We start from the raw sequence: 22,566 nt of genomic DNA on the forward strand, positions 1-22,566 counted from the left end.
TCATATAGCAACAAGAAACTCGTCAGTCCACTTGATCGCGTCTAAATAGGTCTGTTTCAAATCTTCTAAGTCTTGAGGATTCTTGATGGTATAACCGTTACCATAGTGCTCAACCAGATCAAGCGCATTACCCACTCTTCCAGATCGGTGCACAATGGCGTTGATAAACTCGCTAGGCAAAGGCAGCTCACCAAGTACTTCGTCTAATTGCATACCTGTGCAAACATCAATCATCGATAACATTCCCGCTAAGAAATATTTATCCTGATTGTTATAACCTCGGTTTTGGGCAAACAACTCAGCATGTTTTGCACGCACCATGATTTGCTCGAGCAAAACATGTCTATCACCTACCATCTCAGACATTAATAGCAAATTTGTTAGCGATTTTAATTTCTCCACACCGATCAGCATAATAGCCAAACGCACAGAATCAACAGAAGCAACAAGCCCTGTCACTGGAGAATTCAAATAACGCAGTAACTTATGAACCAGCCCCGCATCTTGACTAACGATTCGCTCTAGATCGTCGACACTTAAAGTAGAAGTATTTAAAAGCGATGACATCAAGCGCAATAGTGTCATGCTGTTCACTTTAGACGCTTTGCTAGATACCAGCTCAGGCTTTTCAAAAAAGTAGCCCTGAAAATATTCAACGCCTAGCAAACGGCAAAATTGATAGTCTTCCCACGTCTCAACTTTCTCAGCAATAATTTTAATACTAAAGCCCCTTAGTGCCTCAACTTGCTGATGGAAATTATCTCGACCTAAAGCCTGAACATCTAATTTAATGTAGTCAGCTAGTTCAATAAAAGGTGTTAACTTACTATCAAACACAAAATCGTCTAATGCGATGGAGCAACCATCTTTTACCCAGCGACGTAAAGACGACAATAAAATGGCATCAAAGCCCGAACCTTCCAACACTTCAACCACGATATTTTCTTTATTGATAGGCATACCACTGTGGCTTAATAGATAAGCCCGAGGAAAATTAATAAACGCCTTACTTGTCCCCACAAGGTTTTCCATACCAAGCTCAAAAAGACTAGCAGCAATAACCTGAGCCGTTGCGCCAACCTCATCAATGACATCAGCCTGCGCCGCAAAAGTATTTTTGCGATAAAGAAGTTCATACCCCATTACAGCAAGGCGACTATCTACAATTGGCTGTCTTGCCAATGCGACATTAGAGTGGGCTGATAGTACATTTTCGGCCATATCGTTTCCATTTCAATAAAAGTATTAGTATTGATTTGTACAGTGTCTCAATATTGCCTAAAAATTGCCATTGGGCATAGGCAATAATCTTGGTAACATGGACTCATTAAATGTGGACAACTACATAAAGCACAATAAAGCAAAAATCTGTGGGGAAAATAATGCCAATATACCGTTCCAAGACAACCACCTCAGGCCGTAATATGGCCGGAGCTCGCGCTCTATGGCGTGCAACAGGAATGACAGACGATGATTTTCAAAAGCCAATCATAGCAGTGGTCAACTCTTTCACTCAATTTGTACCAGGTCATGTACATCTTAAAGACATGGGCCAACTGGTCGCTCGTGAAATTGAAGCCGCAGGTGGTGTAGCGAAAGAATTTAACACTATCGCTGTCGACGACGGTATCGCCATGGGTCATGACGGCATGCTTTACAGCCTTCCATCTCGTGATCTGATCGCAGATTCTGTTGAATATATGGTTAATGCCCATTGCGCCGATGCCATGGTTTGTATTTCTAACTGTGACAAAATCACACCTGGGATGCTAATGGCCGCTATGCGCCTAAACATTCCGGTAATTTTTGTATCTGGCGGTCCAATGGAGGCGGGCAAAACCAAACTGTCCGAGAACAAACTTGACCTAGTCGATGCCATGGTTATCGCTGCCGACCCTACGGCAACAGATGAAAAAGTTGCCGAATACGAACGCTCAGCGTGCCCAACCTGTGGTTCTTGTTCTGGCATGTTTACCGCGAACTCAATGAACTGCTTAACCGAAGCACTTGGTCTAAGCTTGCCGGGCAACGGCACAACATTAGCGACCCATTCAGATCGTCGCCGTTTGTTTTTAGATGCTGGTCGTCGCATCGTAGACATCACTAAACGTTTCTACGAAAACGATGAAGCAAACTGGGCACCACGCGCTATTGCAAGCTTCGAAGCCTTTGAAAATGCCATGACTTTAGACATCGCCATGGGCGGCTCAACCAACACTATCTTGCACTTATTGGCAATTGCCAATGAAGCAGGTGTTGATTTCACCATGCAAGACATTGATCGCTTGTCTCGTAAAGTGCCTCAACTATGCAAAGTAGCGCCAAACTCACCGAAATACCACGTTGAAGACGTACACCGTGCCGGTGGTATTTTTGCCTTGCTAGGTGAGCTGGATCGCGCAGGGATTTTGCATAACCAATGTAACACTGTGCATTCAAAAACCATGCTCGAAGCATTAGAGACATGGGATATTATGCGTTCACCGACTCCTGAGGTCATAGAGTTTTATAAAGCAGGACCTGCTGGCATTCCAACGCAAACCGCGTTCAGCCAATCTACTCGCTGGCCTTCTCTAGATGGTGATCGTGCAGAAGGCTGCATTCGCTCTATCGAAAACGCTTTTTCCCTCGAAGGTGGCTTAGCCGTACTTTATGGCAACATCGCTCTTGATGGTTGTGTTGTAAAAAGTGCCGGTGTAGACGAATCAATTCTTGTGTTTGAAGGCCGTGCTCACGTAACGGAATCTCAAGACGAAGCGGTTAAGAACATTCTCGATGATAAAGTGGAAGCTGGTGACATTGTTATCGTTCGCTACGAAGGTCCTAAAGGTGGACCAGGCATGCAAGAAATGCTTTACCCAACGTCTTACATTAAGTCTAAAGGGTTAGGAAAAGCCTGCGCACTATTAACTGACGGTCGTTTCTCTGGTGGTACATCTGGCCTGTCTATCGGCCACGTTTCTCCTGAAGCGGCTGCTGGCGGCGCAATCGGCCTAGTTGAAAATGGTGACCGTATTTTGATCGATATTCCAAACCGTACGATCAATGTTTTGCTTAGCGATGAAGAGCTACAAAACCGTCGCGACGCCATGAATGCTAAAGGCGCGAGCGCGTGGAAACCAGTTGAAGTCCGCCCACGTAAAGTTTCTCCTGCACTAAAAGTGTATGCACACTTTGCGACTAGTGCGGACAAAGGAGCGGTACGTGATATTAGTCAAATCGACTAGTATCTAAAAAGTAATACGCAAAAGGCCGCTTTGCCAAATACAGGCGTTGCGGCCTTTTTCATTCACAACCTAATATCTTACCACAGGAAAAACAATGCTCAGCTATCGCCATATTTATCATGCAGGCAACCACGCTGATATTTTAAAACATTTGACGGTCAGTCAAATATGTCGCCATTTTATAAAAAAAGACGCGCCCTTTTTCTATTTGGATACACACGCTGGCATTGGTCAATATTCGCTAAACTCTGAGCAGGCGCAAAAGAACAAAGAATTTCACTCAGGTATTGCACGACTGCTAACCGAAGATAACCTTCCTGAACCATTGGAAAATCTATTAGACATCGTCCGCGAGATGAACCCAACAGATACCTTAGAGTTTTACCCAGGCAGCCCTAAGATTGTCGATTATTACGTTCGTCAAAAAGACAAACTACACTTATGTGAGCTGCACCCAAACGATTACCCAATTTTAGCGGCGCTTTTTCCAAATAAGCGTAAAGCCAATGTCGTCAAAGACAATGGTTTTGCTGCAGTAAAAGCCATGTTGCCACCACCGCAAAAGCGTGGATTCGTCTTAATGGATCCGCCTTATGAGGTGAAAAAAGATTACCAATATGTGGTTCAAGCATTAGAAGATGGTTACAAACGCTTCCCTCAAGGTACTTACGCCATTTGGTATCCGGTATTAAACCGCAGACAAGCTGACGATCTCTTAAAATCGGTGAAGACAACCAATATTCGTAATGTGCTTTTGCTTGAGTTGTGCATTAGAAACACAGAAGAAGAGCGCGGTATGGCAGGAAGCGGTATGATTATCGTCAATCCACCTTGGACTCTAGAAAAAGAAGCCAAGGAATTTTTGCCAGTGCTCAGCAAGTTGCTAGCAGAAGATAATGAAGCGGGTTACCAAGTGACTTGGATTACCCCTGAATAGCTATATTATAGAGGAGCGCGTCATGAACACGCCTTTCGAACTCGCGTTTAAGTACATGCCAACGCCCGCTTTTATTCTAGAAAGCAGCACAGGCAAGCTAATATCATACAATCGCAACTTTGAAATTTTATTTGAAAATTTTAATGCGACACCTTCCAACACATGGGAATCCCTTTGCGAGGACGCCGTCTCTTCAGAAGATTGGCAGACACTCAACAATAAGGTTAAAAACGGCAGTATTGAGCGCTGTGAAAGCTTGATTCGTGTCGGCGACAAGCTCATCAATATGCAGCTTGAGATGCGTCATCTTGGCGAAACGGTTTTGGCCTGTGTTTACAATACTGATCATATGGATCTTTCTGCTGCCGAAAACACCCTACTCAAATTCGCACTGACTGAATCTTCTGCGGGATTGTGGATATGGGAAACTGAGTCTGATTTAGTATCTTGCTCAAAATCCATTGCGACACTATTGAATTATCCACTTGATAAAACACCACGCTCAACCACTGAATGGCACGCACTCGTTCATCCTGATGATGTAAAAAAATTGGCCACCATAGTCAATGAACATGTCGCGCTAAATCAAGATTATTATGAAGTAGAATATCGAATCTTGACTGGTGATCAGCGTTACCTGTGGGTAAAAGAGCGCGGCAGAAGCTATACCAAAGGACCAGATGGTAGCATCAAGAAGATCATAGGCTTCATGGTAGATATTAGCCACCAGAAAGCATTAGAAGAACATCTACGTAACCAAGCTACCTTTGATGAACTAACAGGGCTATTGACTCGTGGCGCGGCGCTGACGCACTTTAAAAAGCAACTAGGCTTAGCGAAACGTCAATATACGCCTTTAACCATGGCGAAAATCAACCTTGATGCTAATGATCGCCTAAGCAAGCTCCCAATGGAAGCACGTAATATAGCCATTCAAACTTCCGCTCGCTATATCTATAAAAAGATACGCGAGGCCGATGTATTAGCACGAGTAGAGCCTGATAAACTGCTGTTATTGCTACCTAACACCAGCGTAAAAGATGCGAAAAATCTGCTAAAACACATCATCAACCCGACAGAAAGTGAAAGCTCAGCTTTGTTTGAAGGCAATTCAGATCCTATGGATTTCTGCATTGGTATCGCAGCCTTTCCAGAAGATGGTGAAACGATAGAAGAACTAGCACTTAGCGCAAACCAAGCGGTTGAAGACGGGCAAGCTTCGTGCAAACAAATCGTCGTTAACTAGGTTTAAGCTTTCAAAAATAAAAACGCCGCATTAAAAAATGCGGCGTTTTTAGTTCATCCACTGAAAGAGCTGCTAGCTAAGAGTCGCCTTGCAAAGTTAAAACAATCCGTCTCGCACCACCATGATCACGGTGTTCACCTAAATAAATGCCTTGCCAAATCCCTAAGCACAACCTCTTATCCCGAATAGGAATCGTCAGGGATGAGCCCAACATGCTAGCCTTAATGTGCGCAGGCATGTCGTCGCGGCCTTCGTAAATGTGCTCATAATAAGGCTGATCTTCTGGCACCATGTGAGAAAAATGACGCTCCATATCTCGGCGGACCGAAGGATCGGCATTCTCGTTGATCGTCAAAGACGCCGAAGTATGAAGCAATTGAACATGCAACAATCCTATCGACACAGGCGATAATTTAGACAAAGCCTCTTCTACCTGATCGGTAATCAAATGAAAGCCTCGACGCATCGCTGGTAATTGAACCTCAACTTGCTGCCACATAATGAATTACTCTGCGCTGGTTCTTTGGTAAACAGAAAAACGGTAGTCGTAAGGATTTGGTCCTTCAGCGGCGAACGCTTCTTCACCTATTAGGGTAAACGATGGCCAATCTACTTCTGGAAAAAACGCATCGCCTTTTACTTCTGCATCAACGTGAGTAACGTACAAACGATCTGCGCGCTCAAGGGCAAGTTGGTAAATTTGCGCGCCGCCGATAACCATGACCTCTTCTTGGCCATTGACCAAGCAAATATCTTCGCCAAGGGAAATGGCATCTTCCAATGTCGTCACCACGTCGATTCCTTCTGCTTGATAAGCTGGGTCACGACTGATAACAATATTGCGACGACCTGGCAATGGCTTGCCAATCGATTCAAAGGTTTTACGTCCCATAACAATGGGTTTGCCCATCGTCGCTTGCTTGAAGTATTTAAGATCATTTGGCAAATGCCAAGGCAAGGAGTTATTAATTCCGATGGTTCGATTGGTAGACATAGCGACAATAAGTGACAACATACAATAACCTGCTTAAAAATCTTGGCTCTTCTTTGCTCCGACAATCCAAGAGCAAAGGCTTCTGATATAATCAATGGCATTTATTATACCCATGACGATCCAGATTGCATTTCCTAACCTGCACTAGCAAACGTCATCAGGAAAAACAGACAAGGCATTTTTTATGAAACAGTATTTAGATCTTTGCAACCGCATCGTCAACGAAGGTGAATGGGTCAATAACGAACGTACTGGCAAGCGCTGCCTAACCGTTATTAATGCCGACCTCACCTATGATGTAAGCAAAGGCGAATTTCCCCTCGTGACCACCCGCAAAAGCTATTGGAAGTCTGCTATTGCCGAAATCATCGGTTATTTAAGAGGCTATGATAACGCGGCGGATTTTCGTGCGTTGGGCACCAAAACATGGGACGCCAATGCCAATGAAAACGAAGTTTGGCTAAACAACCCTTATCGTAAAGGCGAAGATGACATGGGGCTTTGCTACGGCGCTATTGGCCGCAATTTCCCAAAACCAGACGGCGGTCATATCGACCTATTAAAACAAATTATTGATGACCTAACTCGTGGTGTGGATAACCGTGGGGAAATCCTCACATTTTATCACCCTGGCGCGTTTCACATGGCTTGTCTTCGTCCTTGTATGTACAGCCATCACTTTTCACTGCTTGGTGATACGCTTTATCTGAACAGCACTCAGCGTAGCTGTGATGTACCGCTTGGGTTAAACTTCAACATGGTTCAGGTGTACGTATTGCTTGCCATCGTTGCGCAAATCACTGGCAAAAAACCGGGCAAAGCTTTTCATAAGATAGTGAACGCTCACATCTATGAAGATCAACTAGAATTAATGCGAGACGTACAACTAAAGCGCGAGCCTTACCCTCTGCCAACTTTAAAAATCAACCCAGAGATAAAATCTTTAAAAGACATAGAAACTTGGGTAACCATGGGTGATTTTGAAATAGAAGGCTACCAATTCCACGAGCCTATTGCCTACCCTTTTTCAGTTTAAGCAACTCTCAGTTCAAGAGACCTAAAAGCAAAACGGCGAACCAATATTGATTCGCCGTTTTTTTATTGACGTTATTTTTTGTGGATAGATTAATCCTATAAGAACTTTTCTATCAAAATCTCATCAATGTATTGACCACAAACTTTAGCATGCTTTTTTGCAGTTCCAACGACTTCAAAGCCTTGTTTTAAATACGTCGCTAAAGCGTTTGGATTATCCTCTCTGACGTAGGCAAATAACTTCTCATAACCTTTTGATCTCGCTAAGTTGAAAGTCGCTTCGAATAAACTCGATGCAACGCCTTGCCTTCTGCAGCTAGCATCAACGAAAGTGCCGATAATACCAACATGATCAAAAGCATGAGTATAGGCAGCAAACGGCTCGACATTTTGAAAGCCAACGACGTTTGAAGTCTCTTTATTTAACGCCACATGAAACACACCTCTCTCAGGGAAGTCTTGAATAAATTGCTCTTCCTCTTCTACCGAAAAAGTAATATCAAGTATGGTAAAAAGGCCTTCCTCGATAATAGGGTTCAAAATATTGACTATGCCTAGTGCATCTTTTACTTGCGCTTCTCTAACTAGGAGTGTCATATTTTTTCCTAAATGGTTTTCTGGTATTCAATACAATTAATGCTTTTACCCTGCACTTCAGCAAAATTTGCATATTGCTTTACGTCTACAAATCCGTTGTATGTCAGTACTTTTTGCGATGCAATATTGTCCACTGAAGCAAAGGCTATTAACGTTTGCAGATTAAGCTCTTTAGCCAGTTGAGTTATTTGTTCAACTGCACGCTTGGCGATGCCACGTCCAGTAAATTTCTCACCCAACCGATAACCTAAATAAGCCTCACTCAATACCAGATTAATATCGGTTAAATTGATGCGACCAATAATTTCGCCATTGTCATCAATAACAAGCATCGGCAGCATGGCTTTTCTTTGATGCTGCGAAAGAAACTCTTCAATGTGTTTTTTTACACCGTCGTCACTGTAAAAACCAGCTTCCCGTGGATTGATATGCGACTCAAACCACACTTGGTTTTCTGTTTCAAATAACAGCAAAGGTTTAGAGTCAGACCGAGATAATAGACGCAGTTCCATTTCAAGCTGAGTGTGTGGTGAAGCGAAAATTTAGTGCCTGCATGATTTTAAAAATCGTGTCGAAGCGCGGCTTTGTTTTACCACTGATGGTTTTATATAAGCTTTCTCTGTTCAGTCCAGATGCTAAAGCAATATCGGTTACGCCATGCTTTTTAACCAGCAATCCCAATGCTTCAATAAAAGTATTTGGGTCATCGTCAGCCAAACATTCTTGTAAGAAAGCCTGCACTTCTTCTTGTGTCTCAATATAATCAAACGGATTAAAATCGCTTGTCTTTAATGTCATGATGTTTGCTCCCACTCACTAAGCAAGATCTTCGCTTTCTCTATATCTTTGCTCTGCGTGCCTTTATGGCCACCATTAATGAGCAAGATAATTTCGTTATTACGCACGCTGTAATAAACTCGATAGCCTTTTCCTACAAAAACACGCATCTCTAAGAGATTACTCGCAATCACTTTGCTATCACCAAAGTTGCCGTTAATCGCCCTAATAATTCGCATGTTTATCGCCAAAAGAGCTTGTCGATCCTTTAGTTTAGACAGCCATTGATCAAAAACATCCGTTTTCTTGATTTCATACTTCATAAAAACAATTGTAGCCATCAAGCTACAATGATGCAATTTTAATCTGCTATTTTATATCTTGGAAAAAATACACAGAAATCACAATTAGCTTTATCCGTCCAAAAAAAACCAGCCGTATGGCTGGTTTTAATCTAACGCTAAACCTGTTGAGCTATTTTGAAGTACTTGCTTTTGGAAATGTATTCAGCTTAAGGCCTGCCATGATTAAGCCTGCGCCAATTATCACCATTGGTAAAGACAAGAGCTGTCCCTCTGTCAGCCAACCAAAAGCAAGATAACCAATTTGTATATCTGGCTCACGAACAAATTCTACTAGGATTCGGAAAATACCGTAGAAAAGTAGGAACATACCAGAAACACAATAACGAGGTTTTGTTCTTTGCGAGAAGAACCACAAAATGCAAAATAGCGCGACACCTTCTAATGCAAATTGATACAACTGCGAAGGATGGCGAGCAAGTTGCAGCGGATCATTAGGAAAAACCATTGCCCAAGAAACGTCTGTGGGTTTGCCCCATAGCTCACCGCCAATAAAGTTCCCTAAACGCCCAGCACCTAAACCAATTGGTACAAACGGCGCCAAGAAGTCGGTTACATCAACTAGGTGCTTGTTGTAACGACGAGCGAAGAAGAACATAGCGGTAATAACGCCTAGTAATCCGCCATGGAAAGACATACCACCTTCCCAAATACGAACTAAAATAAGCGGATTATCAATAAACGCAGAGAACTGATAAAACAAGATATAGCCAACCCGACCACCTAATATGACGCCAAGAGCGCCATAAAATATAGCATCGCTAACCATTTCTGGAGTCCAAAGTCCGTTAGAGCGTTTGGCGCGATACATGCCACATAGGTAGGCACCAGCAAAGCCAATCAGGTACATAATACCGTACCAATGCACGGAAATTGGTCCAATTGATACGGCAATAGGATCAATGTTTGGATATGAAATCATAATGAGACCTTTTCAACGACTACTGCGCTCGCCAATACCGTGTTAAAAACAGATTCAAAATACTCATTTATAACCCATAGACTCCGCTTTTTCGTCTGTTTTTGCCTTGTCTTGGCTTCGCTCATGACGTCGTGTAAATATCTCATAATATTGAAAAAATCTCTGGTAGGTATTAGTCCACGTTGGTGGTTTTAGATGGTCGAATCAAACGCTCAATATTCGCTTCGCGCATGAGTCGTGTCATGGTTTGTGTGACCGCTTCGGCATGAGATAGTTTCATCACTTCGTTCAGCATAGCTTGTGATTGTTCCATTGAAATATTACGAATAACCGCTTTTACCTTAGGAAGACTAGTCGAACTCATAGACAACACATCGTAGCCCATGGCCATTAACAAAATAGCGCCCATCGGATCACCTGCCATTTCACCACACACGCTTAAACCAACACCCTCATCTCTGACCTGATCGACGATGCTAAGCAGTGCACGTAACACAGAAGGATGGAAAGAATTATACAAGTCTGCCACACGCGGGTTATTTCGATCGACAGCAAGCAAATATTGCGTTAAATCGTTGCTTCCTACGGATAAGAAATCGACTAACTCAGCCAATTCTTTGACTTGATAAACCGCGGCTGGAATCTCTATCATCACGCCAACTTGCGGCATTTTGACGTCGTAACCTTCTTCTTTCACTTCGGCATAACCCCGACGAATCAGTGCCAACGCCTCTTCGACTTCTGCAACATTGGAGATCATAGGTAGCATGATTTTTAGATTATACAAACCTGCGCTGGCTTTTATCATGGCGCGAATTTGCGCCATAAAAATTTCCAAATGATCCAGAGTAACTCGAATACCACGCCAACCTAAGAAAGGGTTCGCTTCGTTTATAGGGAAATAAGGCAGCGCTTTATCACCACCAATATCTAAGGTGCGAACCGTTACTGGAGAAGGAGCAAAGCCTTCTAATTGCTGACGATAAATAACCACCTGTTCCGCTTCAGTAGGGAAACGATCCCGCACCATGAAAGGCACTTCTGTACGATAAAGACCGATACCTTCCGCACCACGATCCAAGGAACGAGCAATATCTGCGGATAAACCAGTATTCACATACAAAGATAAACGATGACCATCAAGCGTTTCACAAGGTAAGTCTTTAAGTGTTTCGTATTCTTCTTCTAGTAAACGTTCTTCATCAACAATTTGTTGATAGTTTTCAATAAGCGCTTCAGATGGGTAGGTGAAAATCTTCCCCAAATAACCATCAACAATAAGCTCTACTTTATCCAGCTGAGCATAAGGCAAATCTAATGCGCCCATAACCGTTGGAATGCCCATCGCGCGAGCTAGAATCGCCACATGAGAGTTACCGGATCCCATTACTGAGACTAGGCCTTTGATCTTATCAATTGGAATTTCGCCAAGCATAGATGCTGTGAGCTCTTCACCAACAATAATCGAAGGCTCGCTAAAGCGCTCCGCGATATTAGGCGCTTTTTCTTGAAGATGTGACAATATACGGCGACCAAGATCACGAAGGTCGGATGCTCGCTCGCGTAAATAAGGGTCATCCATGCGGTTAAACTGCTGAATATGCGCCTGAATAACCTGTCTTAATGCACCTTGCGCCCAATTACCTTCTTTGATCTTTCGAACAATTTCACCAGCTATTGAGTTGTCATCTAAGATTTTTAGATAAACATCGAACAAGGCTTTTTCATCTTCTGAAAGATGTTGGCTAATTCGATTACTGGCTCGACGAATGTCTTGTCGAACGGCATCAAGTGCTTGATAAAAGTCCTGAATTTCTTCATCGAAATCGGTCGTGTGGCGGTCAGGAATAACATCCAAATCAGCTGGAGGGAAAACCACAACACCGCGGCCAATAGCAACACCAGAGCTTCCTGGGATGCCTTTGTAACGAAAATCTGATCCACTAGGAATAGCGTTGGGATTGAGGTTAGTAATCGCCCCTGTCGCTTCAGCGTGAGCAATAACACCCGCTAATTGAGCAGATAGAGTGATAAGAAAGGCTTCTTCGCCTTCATCAAAACGACGCTTATCTTCATGCTGAACCACCAACACGCCTAAGACTTGGCGATGATGAATAATAGGCACACCTAGAAAAGAACGGTATCGTTCTTCACCTGAGCCTTTTAGATAGTGGAAAGATGGGTGAATATGAGCATCTTCAAGGTTAACAGGTTCAGCCCTTCGGCCAACCAAACTAACTAGGCCTTCATCGGCTTTTAGACTAACATTACCTGCAACATCTGCATTCAAACCGCGTGTTGCCATCAAGACATATTCTTTGGTGTTCGTGTCTACCAAATAAATAGAACACACCTCTGCACGCATTGCTCTGCGGACACGTCGAACAATAATGTCCAGTGCCGCAGATAAAGACTGCGCGGCAGTCACCTCCTGGGTAATACGTCTTAACAAACTTAGCATAGCTCTCCCATCAATCTATAACCTCCAGCATCAAGCCAGCAAGTTTATCACTTTTCTAGTCTGCGATGTGCGCTGGGAATAAGCTCTTTTAAAGCTCGGCGGTAAACGTCTTTTTTGAACGCCACAACCTGACCAAGTGGATACCAATAACTTACCCAACGCCAGCCATCAAATTCAGGGGTTTCCGTTCCATCCACGCAAACAGAAGCATCAGAGCAACGAATAGAAAGAAGAAACCATTTCTGTTTTTGCCCAATACATAAAGGCTTACTATTGTGTCTTAGCATGCGCTTAGGAAGACGATAACGCAGCCAACCTCGGGTTTTCCCTATAATTTCCACCTGATGTGGGTCTAATCCCACCTCTTCTTTTAACTCTCGATATAAAGCTTCTTCAGGTGTTTCATCAGGTTTAATCCCTCCTTGTGGAAACTGCCAAGCATTCTGCCCAACACGTCTCGCCCAAAGGAGCTGGCCACGCTCGTTCATCAATATGATGCCCACATTCGGTCTGTATCCGTCTGCATCAATCACGAGCTATCACCTTTTAATATAAAAATAAATTAGATTCATTGTTCCATAATTCCCCCATCCGCACAATTAAGACTGCTGTTATTTATTATCGCCAAGGCTATAATTCACGCACTTTTGAAGAATTGAGGATGGCTTGTGACACTCGCAATATTTGACTTAGACGGTACATTATTAAACGGCGACAGTGATTACACTTGGGGACAGTTTCTCGTTGAGAAAGAGCTTGTAAACAGTCAAGACTACAAACTGGCCAATGATAAGTTCTTTGAGGAGTACCAGGCGGGTACTTTAGACATTCACGAATACTTGGCATTTAGCTTAGAGCCATTAACCAAGTTTTCGAGGGAAGAATTAACCAAGCTGCACAACACTTTCATGCAAGAAAAAGTTCAGCCGATGATGCAAGAGAAAGCTAACGCTTTGATAAAACATCACAAAGACCAAGGTCATTTCTTGCTGATGATCACCGCGACCAATCAATTCGTTACTGGACCAATAGGCGATGCTTTGGGTATGGATCACATCATTGCGCCTGTGCCAGAGATTATTGACGATCATTACACAGGCAAAATTGTTGGCGTACCAAGCTTCCAAGACGGCAAGGTCACTCGTTTGAACGACTGGTTGGCTGAAACTGGCCACACGATGGAAGGTAGCTATTTTTACAGTGATTCTCGTAATGATTTGCCATTACTAGAATTAGTCAGCCACCCTATTGCTGTTGATGCTGATGAGACTCTAACAAAAATTGCGCAAGATCGTGGCTGGCAGCATATTTCGTTAAGAGATTAATTAACAAAATAATAAGAATGCCAAATGAAAAAGCGCTGCCAGATCCAATCCGACAGCGCTTTTTACTGTTAAATCATATAAACAAAGTGAGCTTATAAGCCCATATTGTTATGAATACGATAAAACAGGGCTTTTAGGTATTCAGTTTCTTCGATCGCAGGATGCACCGGATGATCTGGTGCTTGTGTTCCACGATAAATCAATTGCGAGAAACGCTCTAATTGACGACTATTGCTACGAATAATATCGTGCAATCGAGCTGTCTCTAAGTGCATAGAACACGAACCAGAAACCAAAATACCGCCCTTCGCAACCAAACGCATCGCTAACTGGTTTGCACGATGGTAAGCACCTTCGCCGGCTTTGATGTCTTTACGGCGAGCAATAAAGGCTGGTGGATCCATGACAACCACGTCGAAACGCTCTTTGTCTTCAATCAAAGACTGCATCGCTTCAAATGCATCTCCGTGCATCAAGTTAGAACCACCTTCGTATTGGTTCAACTTAAGATTTTCACCCACATGGCTTAAGGCACTTTCAGATGCGTCGATAAAAGTAACGTCAGTTGCACCAGCTGAAGCAGCTTGAACCCCCCAACCGCCAATGTAAGAAAAAATATCTAGTACGCGCTTGCCATCACAAAAGCCTTGCATGGTTTTACGGTTCTCACGGTGATCATAGAACCAGCCTGTTTTTTGCCCATCCCACACTGGCGCTTGGAATAACACACCGTTTTCTTGTAAGAAAACCAACTCAGGAACCGTGCCGAAAGCTTCTTCAACATAAGTTTCAAGACCTTCGATTTGACGCATCTTGCCATCATTTTTCATCAAAATAGCAGATGGTTTCACGACATCCTGCAAAGCTTCAATAATCTCGTTTTTCACCCGTTCCATGCCAGCTGTCGATATCTGCACTACCAAAATATCGGCAAAACGGTCAACAACCAAACCTGACAAGCCATCAGAATCACCAAACACAAGACGATAGTAAGGCGCTGAATAAGTAAGTTCGCGCAAAGACAAAGCAATCTTTATACGATGAACCAAGGTCGACTTGTTTAAAAAAGTATCGGTACTACGGCTCATTAAACGTCCGCAAATCAATGTGTTAGGATTTATTGTCGCAATACCAAGAGGCTTACCTTGAGCTGTTTCGACAACAACCTGATCCCCAGGGGTAAATTGCTTTAATGGCGTCGCTGAGGTATCTACCTCATTGCTGTAAATCCATTGATGTCCAGCCCTTAAACGGCGATCAGCTTGACCTTTTAGTCGAATAACACTCAAAATTTTCACCCAGTATATTTAAAAAACGCTATTATAAAGACTCTAGATTCAATTGCTACGAATTACGTAGTGGTAAAGTTACTTGCCTTAAAGAAGTGTGTCCATGTCATCTACATTAAATGAAAATCAGCTCAAACTCATCTTGCAAGGCATCAGTATTCCACCACAACCACAGATTATGGTGGATTTGCATATGGAACAAGCCATGCCTGACCCAGACATGGACCGCATATCAGAAATTATTTCACAGGATGTGAGCCTCTCAGCTGCTGTACTAAAGCTAGTCAACTCAGCTTCTTATGATTTACCCAAGAAAATCGCTTCAATTCAACAAGCGGTGATGCTACTTGGTCCAAGTAGCGTCACGAATATTGTGAATGGCCTTGCGGTAAAAAGTGAATTATCTGATGAAGCAATACAATCACTACACAGCTTTTGGGATACGGCGAGTGATGTTGCCGCAATTTGCTCAAGTCTAGCCAATCAGCTCGACTTTAAATATCAAGATGAATGCTATGCACTTGGGCTTTTTCATAATGCAGGCATTCCTTTGATGCTTAAGCGCTTCGACGGCTACCAAGATATATTAAAGCAAGGCTATCAAGATCCAGAATTCAACCTGACTGACGTTGAGAACCAAGCCTTTAAAACTAACCATTCCGTTGTCGGTTATTATTTGGCAAAGTCATGGGGGTTACCTAAAAGCTGCTGTGCTGTCATAGCCAAACACCACCGTGTCGAGTACTTATTCCGCCACAGGGTGCCAGGCGACTCGATTAATTTAACCTTTGCTTCCATTTTAAAAATGGCAGAACACATTGCCTCAACCTTTAGACACATAGGTGGAGCAAATGAAGACTATGAATGGCAAAAAATTGGGCATTACGCCCTAGATCATTTAGAACTGAGTGAATACGATTTCGAAGGCATGATTGAAGTCTGCCATGAGCAAGGCATCGGAACCATCTAGCTCTATTATTTTAAGAAAAGCCTAACCAGACATAAAAACGCCCAAGTGATTTACAAGCAAATAACTTGGGCGTTTTTATGTCCAGACCTCAGCAGCAGGAAAACAACGCTAGCGCGGGAACATCACCAGATGATCTAAATGAACGCTTAGCCCAATTTCCTGACCAACAGAATGATTATGGTGAGAAGAAGCGAAGCAATATACCACTTTGCCAGAAGATAATTTCACACGATATAAAAAGTGTGATCCACGAAACCATTTACTCACAATCACACCAACAAATTCACTGTCGTCGTCATGCAAAATATCATCAGGACGAACTAATAAGTCCACTTGGGTATTATCGGCAAAGCCGTGATCTAAATCGCCACGAATATTACCCAAATCTGAATGCACGCAATCTGGCCCACAGACTGTAGCGGTCAGAAAATCCCCATGGCCAATAAAACTCGCCACAAAGCGCGTTTCTGGTCGATGATAAATCTGATACGGAGAACCTGTCTGATGAATCATGCCTTCACTCATAACTGATACTTGATCCGCCATAGCAAAGGCTTCCATCTGATCATGAGTTACCAATAACGCGCTCATTTTTTCATGTTGCAATATGGCACGTATATCAGGCACCAATTCTTCTCTTAACTTGGCATCCAACCCAGAAAAAGGTTCGTCCATTAATAGCAGTTTAGGCTTAGGAGCAATGGCTCGTGCCAAGGCGACACGTTGCTGTTGACCACCTGAAAGCGAATGTGGATAGCGCGATTCGAAACCCGACAAACCAACCAGACTTAACAAATAGGTAACGCGCTCCTGTGCCGCCTCTTTAGGCCAAGCAGATAAACCAAAGGCAATATTCTGTGCAATGGTAAGATGTGGAAACAAGGCGATATCTTGAAACACCATACCAATATAACGGTGCTCGGGATTTACAATGTGTAATTGACTAGAAATCACTTCGCCATCAATGACTATGTCACCCGCCATCAAAGACTCAAAACCAGCAATCGCACGCAACAAGGTCGATTTACCGCAACCACTTGGCCCGAGCAAACAGCCTATCTGGCCTTCTAGTAGCTTGAAAGAAGCATTTTTGACAACCGCATCTCCATCATAACCAACTGAAACATCGGCCAGTGTCATTTCTTTCAATAGTTTATGAGGAGGTAACGATGACATATGCAATCCTATTTTTAATAAACGCTATTTAGCACCGTCAGTGCGAGAGGAAATTGAACGACTCAACAAAATCACTGGCACCAACCCCACCAGCACTATCATTAACGAAGCAGGAGCGGCATCGACCAAACGTTCATCTGATGCGAGTTCAAAAGCTCGCACCGCTAAGGTATTAAAATTAAATGGCCGTAATACCAAGGTCGCTGGCAACTCTTTCAATACATCGACAAAGACAATAAGCATGGCCGTTAAGACCGAACCTTTTAATAGCGGAATATGAATGCGCGTTAAAACTTTAAAAGGCGACATTCCCAGCGAGCGCCCGGCCATGTCCATACTAGGTTTGATCTTTCCAAGACCATTTTGCACTGCACCTAAAGAAACGGCCATAAAGCGAACCGTGTAAGCAAACAGCAATGCCACTAAGGTACCAGAGAAAATCAAACCGACTCTTTCACCACTATAATGTTTAACCAAATCAATAATGCGATGATCTAACCAAGCCAACGGAACAATAGTACCTATCGCGATAATCGTCCCAGGCAAGGCATAACCTAAGCCTGCAATACCAACTGATGCTCTGACCGCTTTACCATTATTCAAGCGAATGGCATAACTTAGAACCAAGGCTAAACTCACTACAATTAAAGAAGCCATAGCGGCAAGATAAAATGAATTCCACGCCAGTTGAATAAAGTTTGTGCCGGGCATTTCTGCTTTAAATACCGCCCAATACGCCAACACACTCACAGGAATAAGAAAGCCAACAAGGATAGGCAGCCAGCAAAAGATACAGGCCAGCAAGCCACGGCCACCGTTCAAAATCATACGTCGATTGCTGGCCTTTTTTAGACCTGACGCATGGTAGCGAATGCGATGCCGTGAATATCGCTCAAGCAGAATCAATACTGCTACGAACATCAGCAAAATGCCCGCTAGCTGTGAGGCCGCAGCCACATCACCAAAACCATAAAAGGTTCGTAAAATCCCCGTTGTGAATGTGTTGACGCTGAAATATTGCACTGTGCCATAATCGGCTAATGTTTCCATCAGTGCTAAGGTCAGACCCGTTACAATTGCCGGACGAGCAAGGGGAAGTGCCAATTTAAAAAAAACAGCGCGGCCAGAATAGCCAAGTGTTCGACTGACTTCTAAAGTGTTCTCAGACTGCTCTAAAAAAGCCGCTCTACTCATGAGATACACATAAGGATAAAGCACCAAAGTCAGCATAGCGATGGCGCCGCCAAGAGAACGTATTTCAAAGAACCAATATTCACCATAACGCCAACCGGTAAGGTCGCGAATGAAGGTTTGCACTGGGCCTGCAAAGTCCAACACACCAGTGTAGGTATAAGCAATAATATAAGCAGGCACAGCCATAGGTAACAGCAAAGCCCAAGAGAGAAAAGTACGACCAGGGAAATCACACATGCTAGTCAACCAAGCACAGGGCACACCGATAACCAGCACACCAATGCCAACACCTAGCATCAACAACAGTGAGTTCGAAATGTATTCTGCTAACACCGTCTGATAAAGGTGTCGCCACACTTCACCATCACCGATCAAAACATTAACCAAAACAACCAAAATGGGTAATGCCAAAATAGCGGCAATAAGCATTGCCGCTATTTTCAACCAATTCCACTTAGACTTACTTGCTAAACTCGGGTGAGCTAAATTAGCCATCAATCATCAAAAACCATATCAGAAAGCTCGTTGCACAGAGCGAATGTCAGAAAAATCACTTCCAACCAGCAATATCCATAATTTCAACGGCTTCGCGGTTGTTTTCACCTAATTGGCTTAATGAAATAGTATCCGCTCGGAAAGTACCAAATGGAGCTAGCATTTCTGGAGCACCAATGCCTTTTACCACAGGGTATTCGTTATTCACATGAGCGTACCATTCTTGAGATGCTTGATTGGTTAAAAATTCTAGCAGTAATGTGGCGTTTTCAATATTTGTTGCTGCGGCAGTGATACCTGCACCACTGACGTTTACATGAGCGCCACGTTCACCTTCTGCCTGATTAGGCCAGAACAATTTTACCTTGTCATAAACCGCTCTTTCGTCTGCGCTATCACTTTGACCAAGACGACCATAATAATAAGTGTTAGCTAGAGTTAGATCACAAACACCCGCAGAAACTGCTTTTAATAGATCCACATCACCACCAAAAGGCGGACGTGCTAGGTTAGATACCAGCCCTTTGACCCAAGCTTGAGTTTTCTCACGACCATCAGCATCCAACATAGAAGCAACCAGAGATTGGTTATAGATATTAGCTGAAGAGCGCACACAAATACGTCCCTTCCACTTTGGATCAGCCAGGTCTTCGTAAGTAGACAACTCTTTTGCTGATACTTTTTGGGGATTATAAAAAATTACGCGAGCACGCTGAGACAGACCAAACCAGTAGCCATCACTGTCGCGTAAATGACTTGGAATATTAGCGCTTAATACGTCACTGTGGATTGGTTTTAATACCCCAGCCGCCTTTGCACGGTGCAAACGACCAGCATCAACCGTAATAAAAATATCTGCTGGGCTCGCGTCACCCTCGGCTTTTAGACGGCTCAATAGCGCATCAGCAGAACCCGTAATAAGGTTAACAACCACATCGTTTTGCTCTGAAAATTTATCCAACGCGGGTTTAATAAGAGATTCTTTACGGGCAGAATAGATGTTTACTTCGCCTTTGGCTTGTAAACCGGTAGAAAGAAGTAATGGCGAGGCCAACGCAGCAAATCCAACATAATTCAACATAGACTTTCGTCCTTGCTTTTTCATCGCTTGGCACAATTTTACTGACATATTAACCTTCCACCTATTCAAGACATTCACTTTTCCCAAAGACAAAACATGCCTAAAGACAACGAGAGAAAAGACCATAAAAAATGAGACAAGAAATTAGCACAACACAATACTAAACACTAGCGATTATCATTTGTTCAAAGGGATTGGCGCATCTGTAAATAAGAGTAAAACCGAAGGCTGGCTTCGCTCGTTTTCAACTTGAGTCAGTCAACCAATTTAGGAGATAGCGAATAAAAAAACTTAATGCAATAATTGATTAAGCCCATCGCCGATAGCCAGAGCATCATCCAATTCATAAATGATTCCCTCAGGCAGACCTGCTGCCTTAGCTACTGCTGCCGGAAACCCTTCTCGCACTAAGTCGTATTCTCGCTCATTGCGGATACACGCATTGATATAGCAGGCTAAATTCAATACACAGGCAAGTGGGTTTGGTTCATCATCCGAAAAAGGACGCTTATGATGCTGCACTGCATACCCTAGCCCAGCAGGGAACTTCCATAAATCCATTAGTGCTTTACCTGCATCTTGAGACGTAAAGCCAAGTAAATCTTGCTCTGCTTTCACACGACCCGCCTTACGATTTGCCACCAAAGATTGAATCTCTAACGCAATTTCTGGCGCAGTAAGATGCAACAGCAATCGCCCGATGTTATGGACAATACCAACGGTAAACGCTTCGTCTTCTTGGACTAAAGGCGTACGTTTTGCAAACCATTGCGCCAACTCGGCAACACGAAAAGAATCAGCCCAAAACTCAGGCAGCTTAATCCCCTCTACCTTTGCGACAGAATTGGAAAAGCCAGAAGCAATAACCAAGGTTTTTAGCTTGTCAGTACCTAGTAATACAGTCGCCTCATCGATAGAAGATATTTTTCTCGATAAACCGAAATAGGCTGAGTTAACCACGCGTAATACTTTTAATGAAATAGTCTGATCGTGAGAAACACGCTCAGTGAGGTCAGAATATTTTACATTTGGATCACTAAGAAGCTGAATCAGCTCGCGAACAACATCTGGAACATTGGGAAGTTTGTCCGTTTTCTTTAGGAGATCTGTTGCTTGCATAGCATTCCGCCTTTTACTCTAATTGGTTGCATATCTATACATGCAGAATAAGACACAAAGCACGTTTTGCAACCGGAAATACGTAGCGTTTTGAAAACACGCCACTTAGCTCCAAATAGCAATAGCCAAAAAAGAGCTCATATTAAGAAAAAGACGACAAACCTGCTGCTCGGGCAACCAATTTTTTCTTCAAAGACTCACCTTGATTAAATTGCTTCATACCGATATTTCTTAGCTGAACAACAAGAGGTTGTTGAGTCGAAAATAGACGTTTAAAGGATTCCATACCTGCGGCCATAGCAATGTTATCTAGCATACGAGCACGCTGGTAACGGCGCAATACTTTACTAGCCCCAAGATGCTCCCCACGTCGATAGGCTTTTTCTAGCACTTCTACTAATGCTTTTACATCACCAAAACCTAAGTTTGCACCCTGTCCAGCTAAAGGGTGAATCGTGTGTGCGGCATCACCAACCAATGCCAATCCGGCTTTTACATATTGCTTGGCATGACGCTGTCTCAATGGGATCGCTTGACGAACTTGAGTAAGCCCCAAAACATCAAATCGTTTGTTCATTGCGTAATGCAAACGACGACAAAAAGCGTCTTCATCAAGCGCCATCAGAGATTCAGCTTCTTTTGGCGGTACGGACCAAACAATAGACACAAAATGTTTTTGATTGACTGAAGGAAGTGGAAGAAATGCCAAAATGCCTTCTTCACCAAAACTCTGCCAAGCAGTATTTTCATGGGATTGCGCTATTTCGATAGTCGTTACGATCGCATGATGACCATAGTCCCACTCAACCGTATCAAAAGCATTCTCGCTACGCAGTTTGGACATAGCGCCATCTGCAGCAATAATGGCTTGCGCATCCAGCATATGGCCGGAGGTTAGCTCCACTCTTACACCAGATTCACTTAATTCATGAGACTCTAAAGTATCGCCTAAATACAGGTCGATATTTTTTAAGCGTTGGACCTGTACCATTAATTGTTGATTTAAAACGGCATTTTCCACCAAATGACCAAGCTCAGGCATAGCCGTCGCTTGAGCATTAAAATCTATAAAACCGTCTCCAAGGCCATCCCAAACCACCATATTGTCATAGGAGGCAATACGGTCATGGGCAATGCCCTGCCACACATTGGCTTTTTCAAGTAAGCTCTTTGATTGGCTGGAAATAGCACTCACTCGAGCATCGTAAGCGGGCGGCGTAGATAAACGATACTCACCGTCATGTTTATCAACAAGGGCAATTCGTAAAGAAGATTTAGCCAACAATATCGCAGACAAAGCACCAACCATACCAGCGCCCACTATTATCAAATCGTACGACTTAGCCATCTTCTTTACTC

General features: G+C 43.3%; 22 protein-coding genes. 6 read left to right on the top strand and 16 right to left on the bottom strand.

Annotation, left to right across the window (positions count from 1 at the left end):
• On the bottom strand, positions 1 to 1,221 hold the full coding sequence (locus CYL31_RS17530; RefSeq protein WP_212916432.1) for an EAL and HDOD domain-containing protein: 1,221 nt from the start codon (positions 1,219 to 1,221) through the stop codon (positions 1 to 3).
• Between the two features lie 161 nt (positions 1,222 to 1,382).
• Here CYL31_RS17530 and ilvD point away from each other — a divergent pair, with 161 nt between their 5' ends.
• The 3 genes from ilvD (at position 1,383) to CYL31_RS17545 (ending at position 5,410) form a co-directional block, all read left to right on the top strand.
• The gene (gene ilvD / locus CYL31_RS17535; RefSeq protein ID WP_212916433.1) at positions 1,383 to 3,227 is read left to right on the top strand and encodes a dihydroxy-acid dehydratase; all 1,845 of its coding nucleotides are present in this window, start codon (positions 1,383 to 1,385) and stop codon (positions 3,225 to 3,227) included.
• A gap of 94 nt (positions 3,228 to 3,321) precedes the next feature.
• Entirely contained in the window at positions 3,322 to 4,164 is an 843-nt protein-coding gene (locus CYL31_RS17540; protein WP_212916434.1) for a 23S rRNA (adenine(2030)-N(6))-methyltransferase RlmJ, read from the top strand.
• A 22-nt stretch (positions 4,165 to 4,186) separates the two neighbouring features.
• Positions 4,187 to 5,410 carry a sensor domain-containing diguanylate cyclase gene (locus tag CYL31_RS17545; protein ID WP_212916435.1) on the top strand — a complete coding sequence of 408 codons (1,224 nt, stop codon included), beginning with the start codon at positions 4,187 to 4,189 and terminating at the stop codon, positions 5,408 to 5,410.
• A 76-nt stretch (positions 5,411 to 5,486) separates the two neighbouring features.
• Here the strand turns inward: CYL31_RS17545 and CYL31_RS17550 are convergent, their stop codons facing one another.
• Positions 5,487 to 5,909 (bottom strand): secondary thiamine-phosphate synthase enzyme YjbQ, encoded by a 423-nt coding sequence (locus CYL31_RS17550; protein WP_212916436.1) that lies wholly within the window; start codon positions 5,907 to 5,909, stop codon positions 5,487 to 5,489.
• A gap of 6 nt (positions 5,910 to 5,915) precedes the next feature.
• A complete protein-coding gene (gene folA / locus CYL31_RS17555) occupies positions 5,916 to 6,425 on the bottom strand; it encodes a type 3 dihydrofolate reductase (RefSeq protein ID WP_114413264.1) in 510 nt (169 codons plus the stop codon).
• A gap of 163 nt (positions 6,426 to 6,588) precedes the next feature.
• Between folA and CYL31_RS17560 the strand changes: the two genes are divergently transcribed.
• Complete coding sequence (locus tag CYL31_RS17560) at positions 6,589 to 7,440, top strand: thymidylate synthase (RefSeq protein ID WP_212916437.1); 852 nt, start codon at positions 6,589 to 6,591, stop codon at positions 7,438 to 7,440.
• 95 nt (positions 7,441 to 7,535) lie between these two features.
• Here CYL31_RS17560 and CYL31_RS17565 read toward each other — a convergent pair whose 3' ends face one another.
• The 7 genes from CYL31_RS17565 to CYL31_RS17595 form a co-directional block, all read right to left on the bottom strand.
• A complete protein-coding gene (locus tag CYL31_RS17565) occupies positions 7,536 to 8,036 on the bottom strand; it encodes a GNAT family N-acetyltransferase (protein ID WP_212916438.1) in 501 nt (166 codons plus the stop codon).
• 8 nt (positions 8,037 to 8,044) lie between these two features.
• Positions 8,045 to 8,548, bottom strand: coding sequence for a GNAT family N-acetyltransferase (locus CYL31_RS17570; RefSeq protein WP_212916439.1), 504 nt, complete (start codon positions 8,546 to 8,548; stop codon positions 8,045 to 8,047).
• Position 8,549: 1 nt separating this feature from the next.
• A complete protein-coding gene (locus tag CYL31_RS17575) occupies positions 8,550 to 8,834 on the bottom strand; it encodes an addiction module antidote protein (protein ID WP_111608168.1) in 285 nt (94 codons plus the stop codon).
• Complete coding sequence (locus CYL31_RS17580) at positions 8,831 to 9,136, bottom strand: type II toxin-antitoxin system RelE/ParE family toxin (RefSeq protein WP_212916440.1); 306 nt, start codon at positions 9,134 to 9,136, stop codon at positions 8,831 to 8,833. Before CYL31_RS17580 ends, CYL31_RS17575 begins: the two co-directional genes overlap by 4 nt.
• Positions 9,137 to 9,287: 151 nt before the next feature.
• On the bottom strand, positions 9,288 to 10,097 hold the full coding sequence (lgt, locus tag CYL31_RS17585; RefSeq protein ID WP_212916441.1) for a prolipoprotein diacylglyceryl transferase: 810 nt from the start codon (positions 10,095 to 10,097) through the stop codon (positions 9,288 to 9,290).
• A 172-nt stretch (positions 10,098 to 10,269) separates the two neighbouring features.
• Positions 10,270 to 12,558, bottom strand: coding sequence for a phosphoenolpyruvate--protein phosphotransferase (gene ptsP, locus CYL31_RS17590; RefSeq protein WP_212916442.1), 2,289 nt, complete (start codon positions 12,556 to 12,558; stop codon positions 10,270 to 10,272).
• A gap of 47 nt (positions 12,559 to 12,605) precedes the next feature.
• Complete coding sequence (locus tag CYL31_RS17595) at positions 12,606 to 13,091, bottom strand: RNA pyrophosphohydrolase (RefSeq protein WP_212916443.1); 486 nt, start codon at positions 13,089 to 13,091, stop codon at positions 12,606 to 12,608.
• Between the two features lie 135 nt (positions 13,092 to 13,226).
• On the opposite strand from CYL31_RS17595, the gene CYL31_RS17600 reads away from it, so the two are divergent.
• On the top strand, positions 13,227 to 13,883 hold the full coding sequence (locus CYL31_RS17600; protein WP_212916444.1) for a histidinol-phosphatase: 657 nt from the start codon (positions 13,227 to 13,229) through the stop codon (positions 13,881 to 13,883).
• Between the two features lie 92 nt (positions 13,884 to 13,975).
• Here the strand turns inward: CYL31_RS17600 and CYL31_RS17605 are convergent, their stop codons facing one another.
• On the bottom strand, positions 13,976 to 15,172 hold the full coding sequence (locus tag CYL31_RS17605; protein WP_212916445.1) for a class I SAM-dependent rRNA methyltransferase: 1,197 nt from the start codon (positions 15,170 to 15,172) through the stop codon (positions 13,976 to 13,978).
• A 103-nt stretch (positions 15,173 to 15,275) separates the two neighbouring features.
• Here CYL31_RS17605 and CYL31_RS17610 point away from each other — a divergent pair, with 103 nt between their 5' ends.
• Positions 15,276 to 16,142: an HDOD domain-containing protein gene (locus tag CYL31_RS17610; RefSeq protein ID WP_212916446.1), complete on the top strand. Its 867-nt coding sequence runs from the start codon at positions 15,276 to 15,278 to the stop codon at positions 16,140 to 16,142.
• 108 nt (positions 16,143 to 16,250) lie between these two features.
• On the opposite strand, the gene CYL31_RS17615 is transcribed toward CYL31_RS17610, so the two are convergent.
• From CYL31_RS17615 to CYL31_RS17635, 5 genes are all read right to left on the bottom strand, one after another.
• On the bottom strand, positions 16,251 to 17,318 hold the full coding sequence (locus CYL31_RS17615; RefSeq protein ID WP_212916447.1) for an ABC transporter ATP-binding protein: 1,068 nt from the start codon (positions 17,316 to 17,318) through the stop codon (positions 16,251 to 16,253).
• Positions 17,319 to 17,342: 24 nt separating this feature from the next.
• The gene (locus tag CYL31_RS17620; protein WP_212916448.1) at positions 17,343 to 19,007 is read right to left on the bottom strand and encodes an ABC transporter permease; all 1,665 of its coding nucleotides are present in this window, start codon (positions 19,005 to 19,007) and stop codon (positions 17,343 to 17,345) included.
• Positions 19,008 to 19,062: 55 nt separating this feature from the next.
• The gene (locus CYL31_RS17625; RefSeq protein WP_502845439.1) at positions 19,063 to 20,088 is read right to left on the bottom strand and encodes a Fe(3+) ABC transporter substrate-binding protein; all 1,026 of its coding nucleotides are present in this window, start codon (positions 20,086 to 20,088) and stop codon (positions 19,063 to 19,065) included.
• 291 nt (positions 20,089 to 20,379) lie between these two features.
• A complete protein-coding gene (locus tag CYL31_RS17630; RefSeq protein ID WP_212916450.1) occupies positions 20,380 to 21,207 on the bottom strand; it encodes an HDOD domain-containing protein in 828 nt (275 codons plus the stop codon).
• Positions 21,208 to 21,349: 142 nt separating this feature from the next.
• Positions 21,350 to 22,555 (bottom strand): UbiH/UbiF/VisC/COQ6 family ubiquinone biosynthesis hydroxylase, encoded by a 1,206-nt coding sequence (locus CYL31_RS17635; RefSeq protein ID WP_212916451.1) that lies wholly within the window; start codon positions 22,553 to 22,555, stop codon positions 21,350 to 21,352.
• Positions 22,556 to 22,566 lie beyond the last annotated feature (11 nt).

This window comes from Marinomonas sp. A3A (genome assembly GCF_018336955.1).
Classification (GTDB): domain Bacteria; phylum Pseudomonadota; class Gammaproteobacteria; order Pseudomonadales; family Marinomonadaceae; genus Marinomonas; species Marinomonas lutimaris.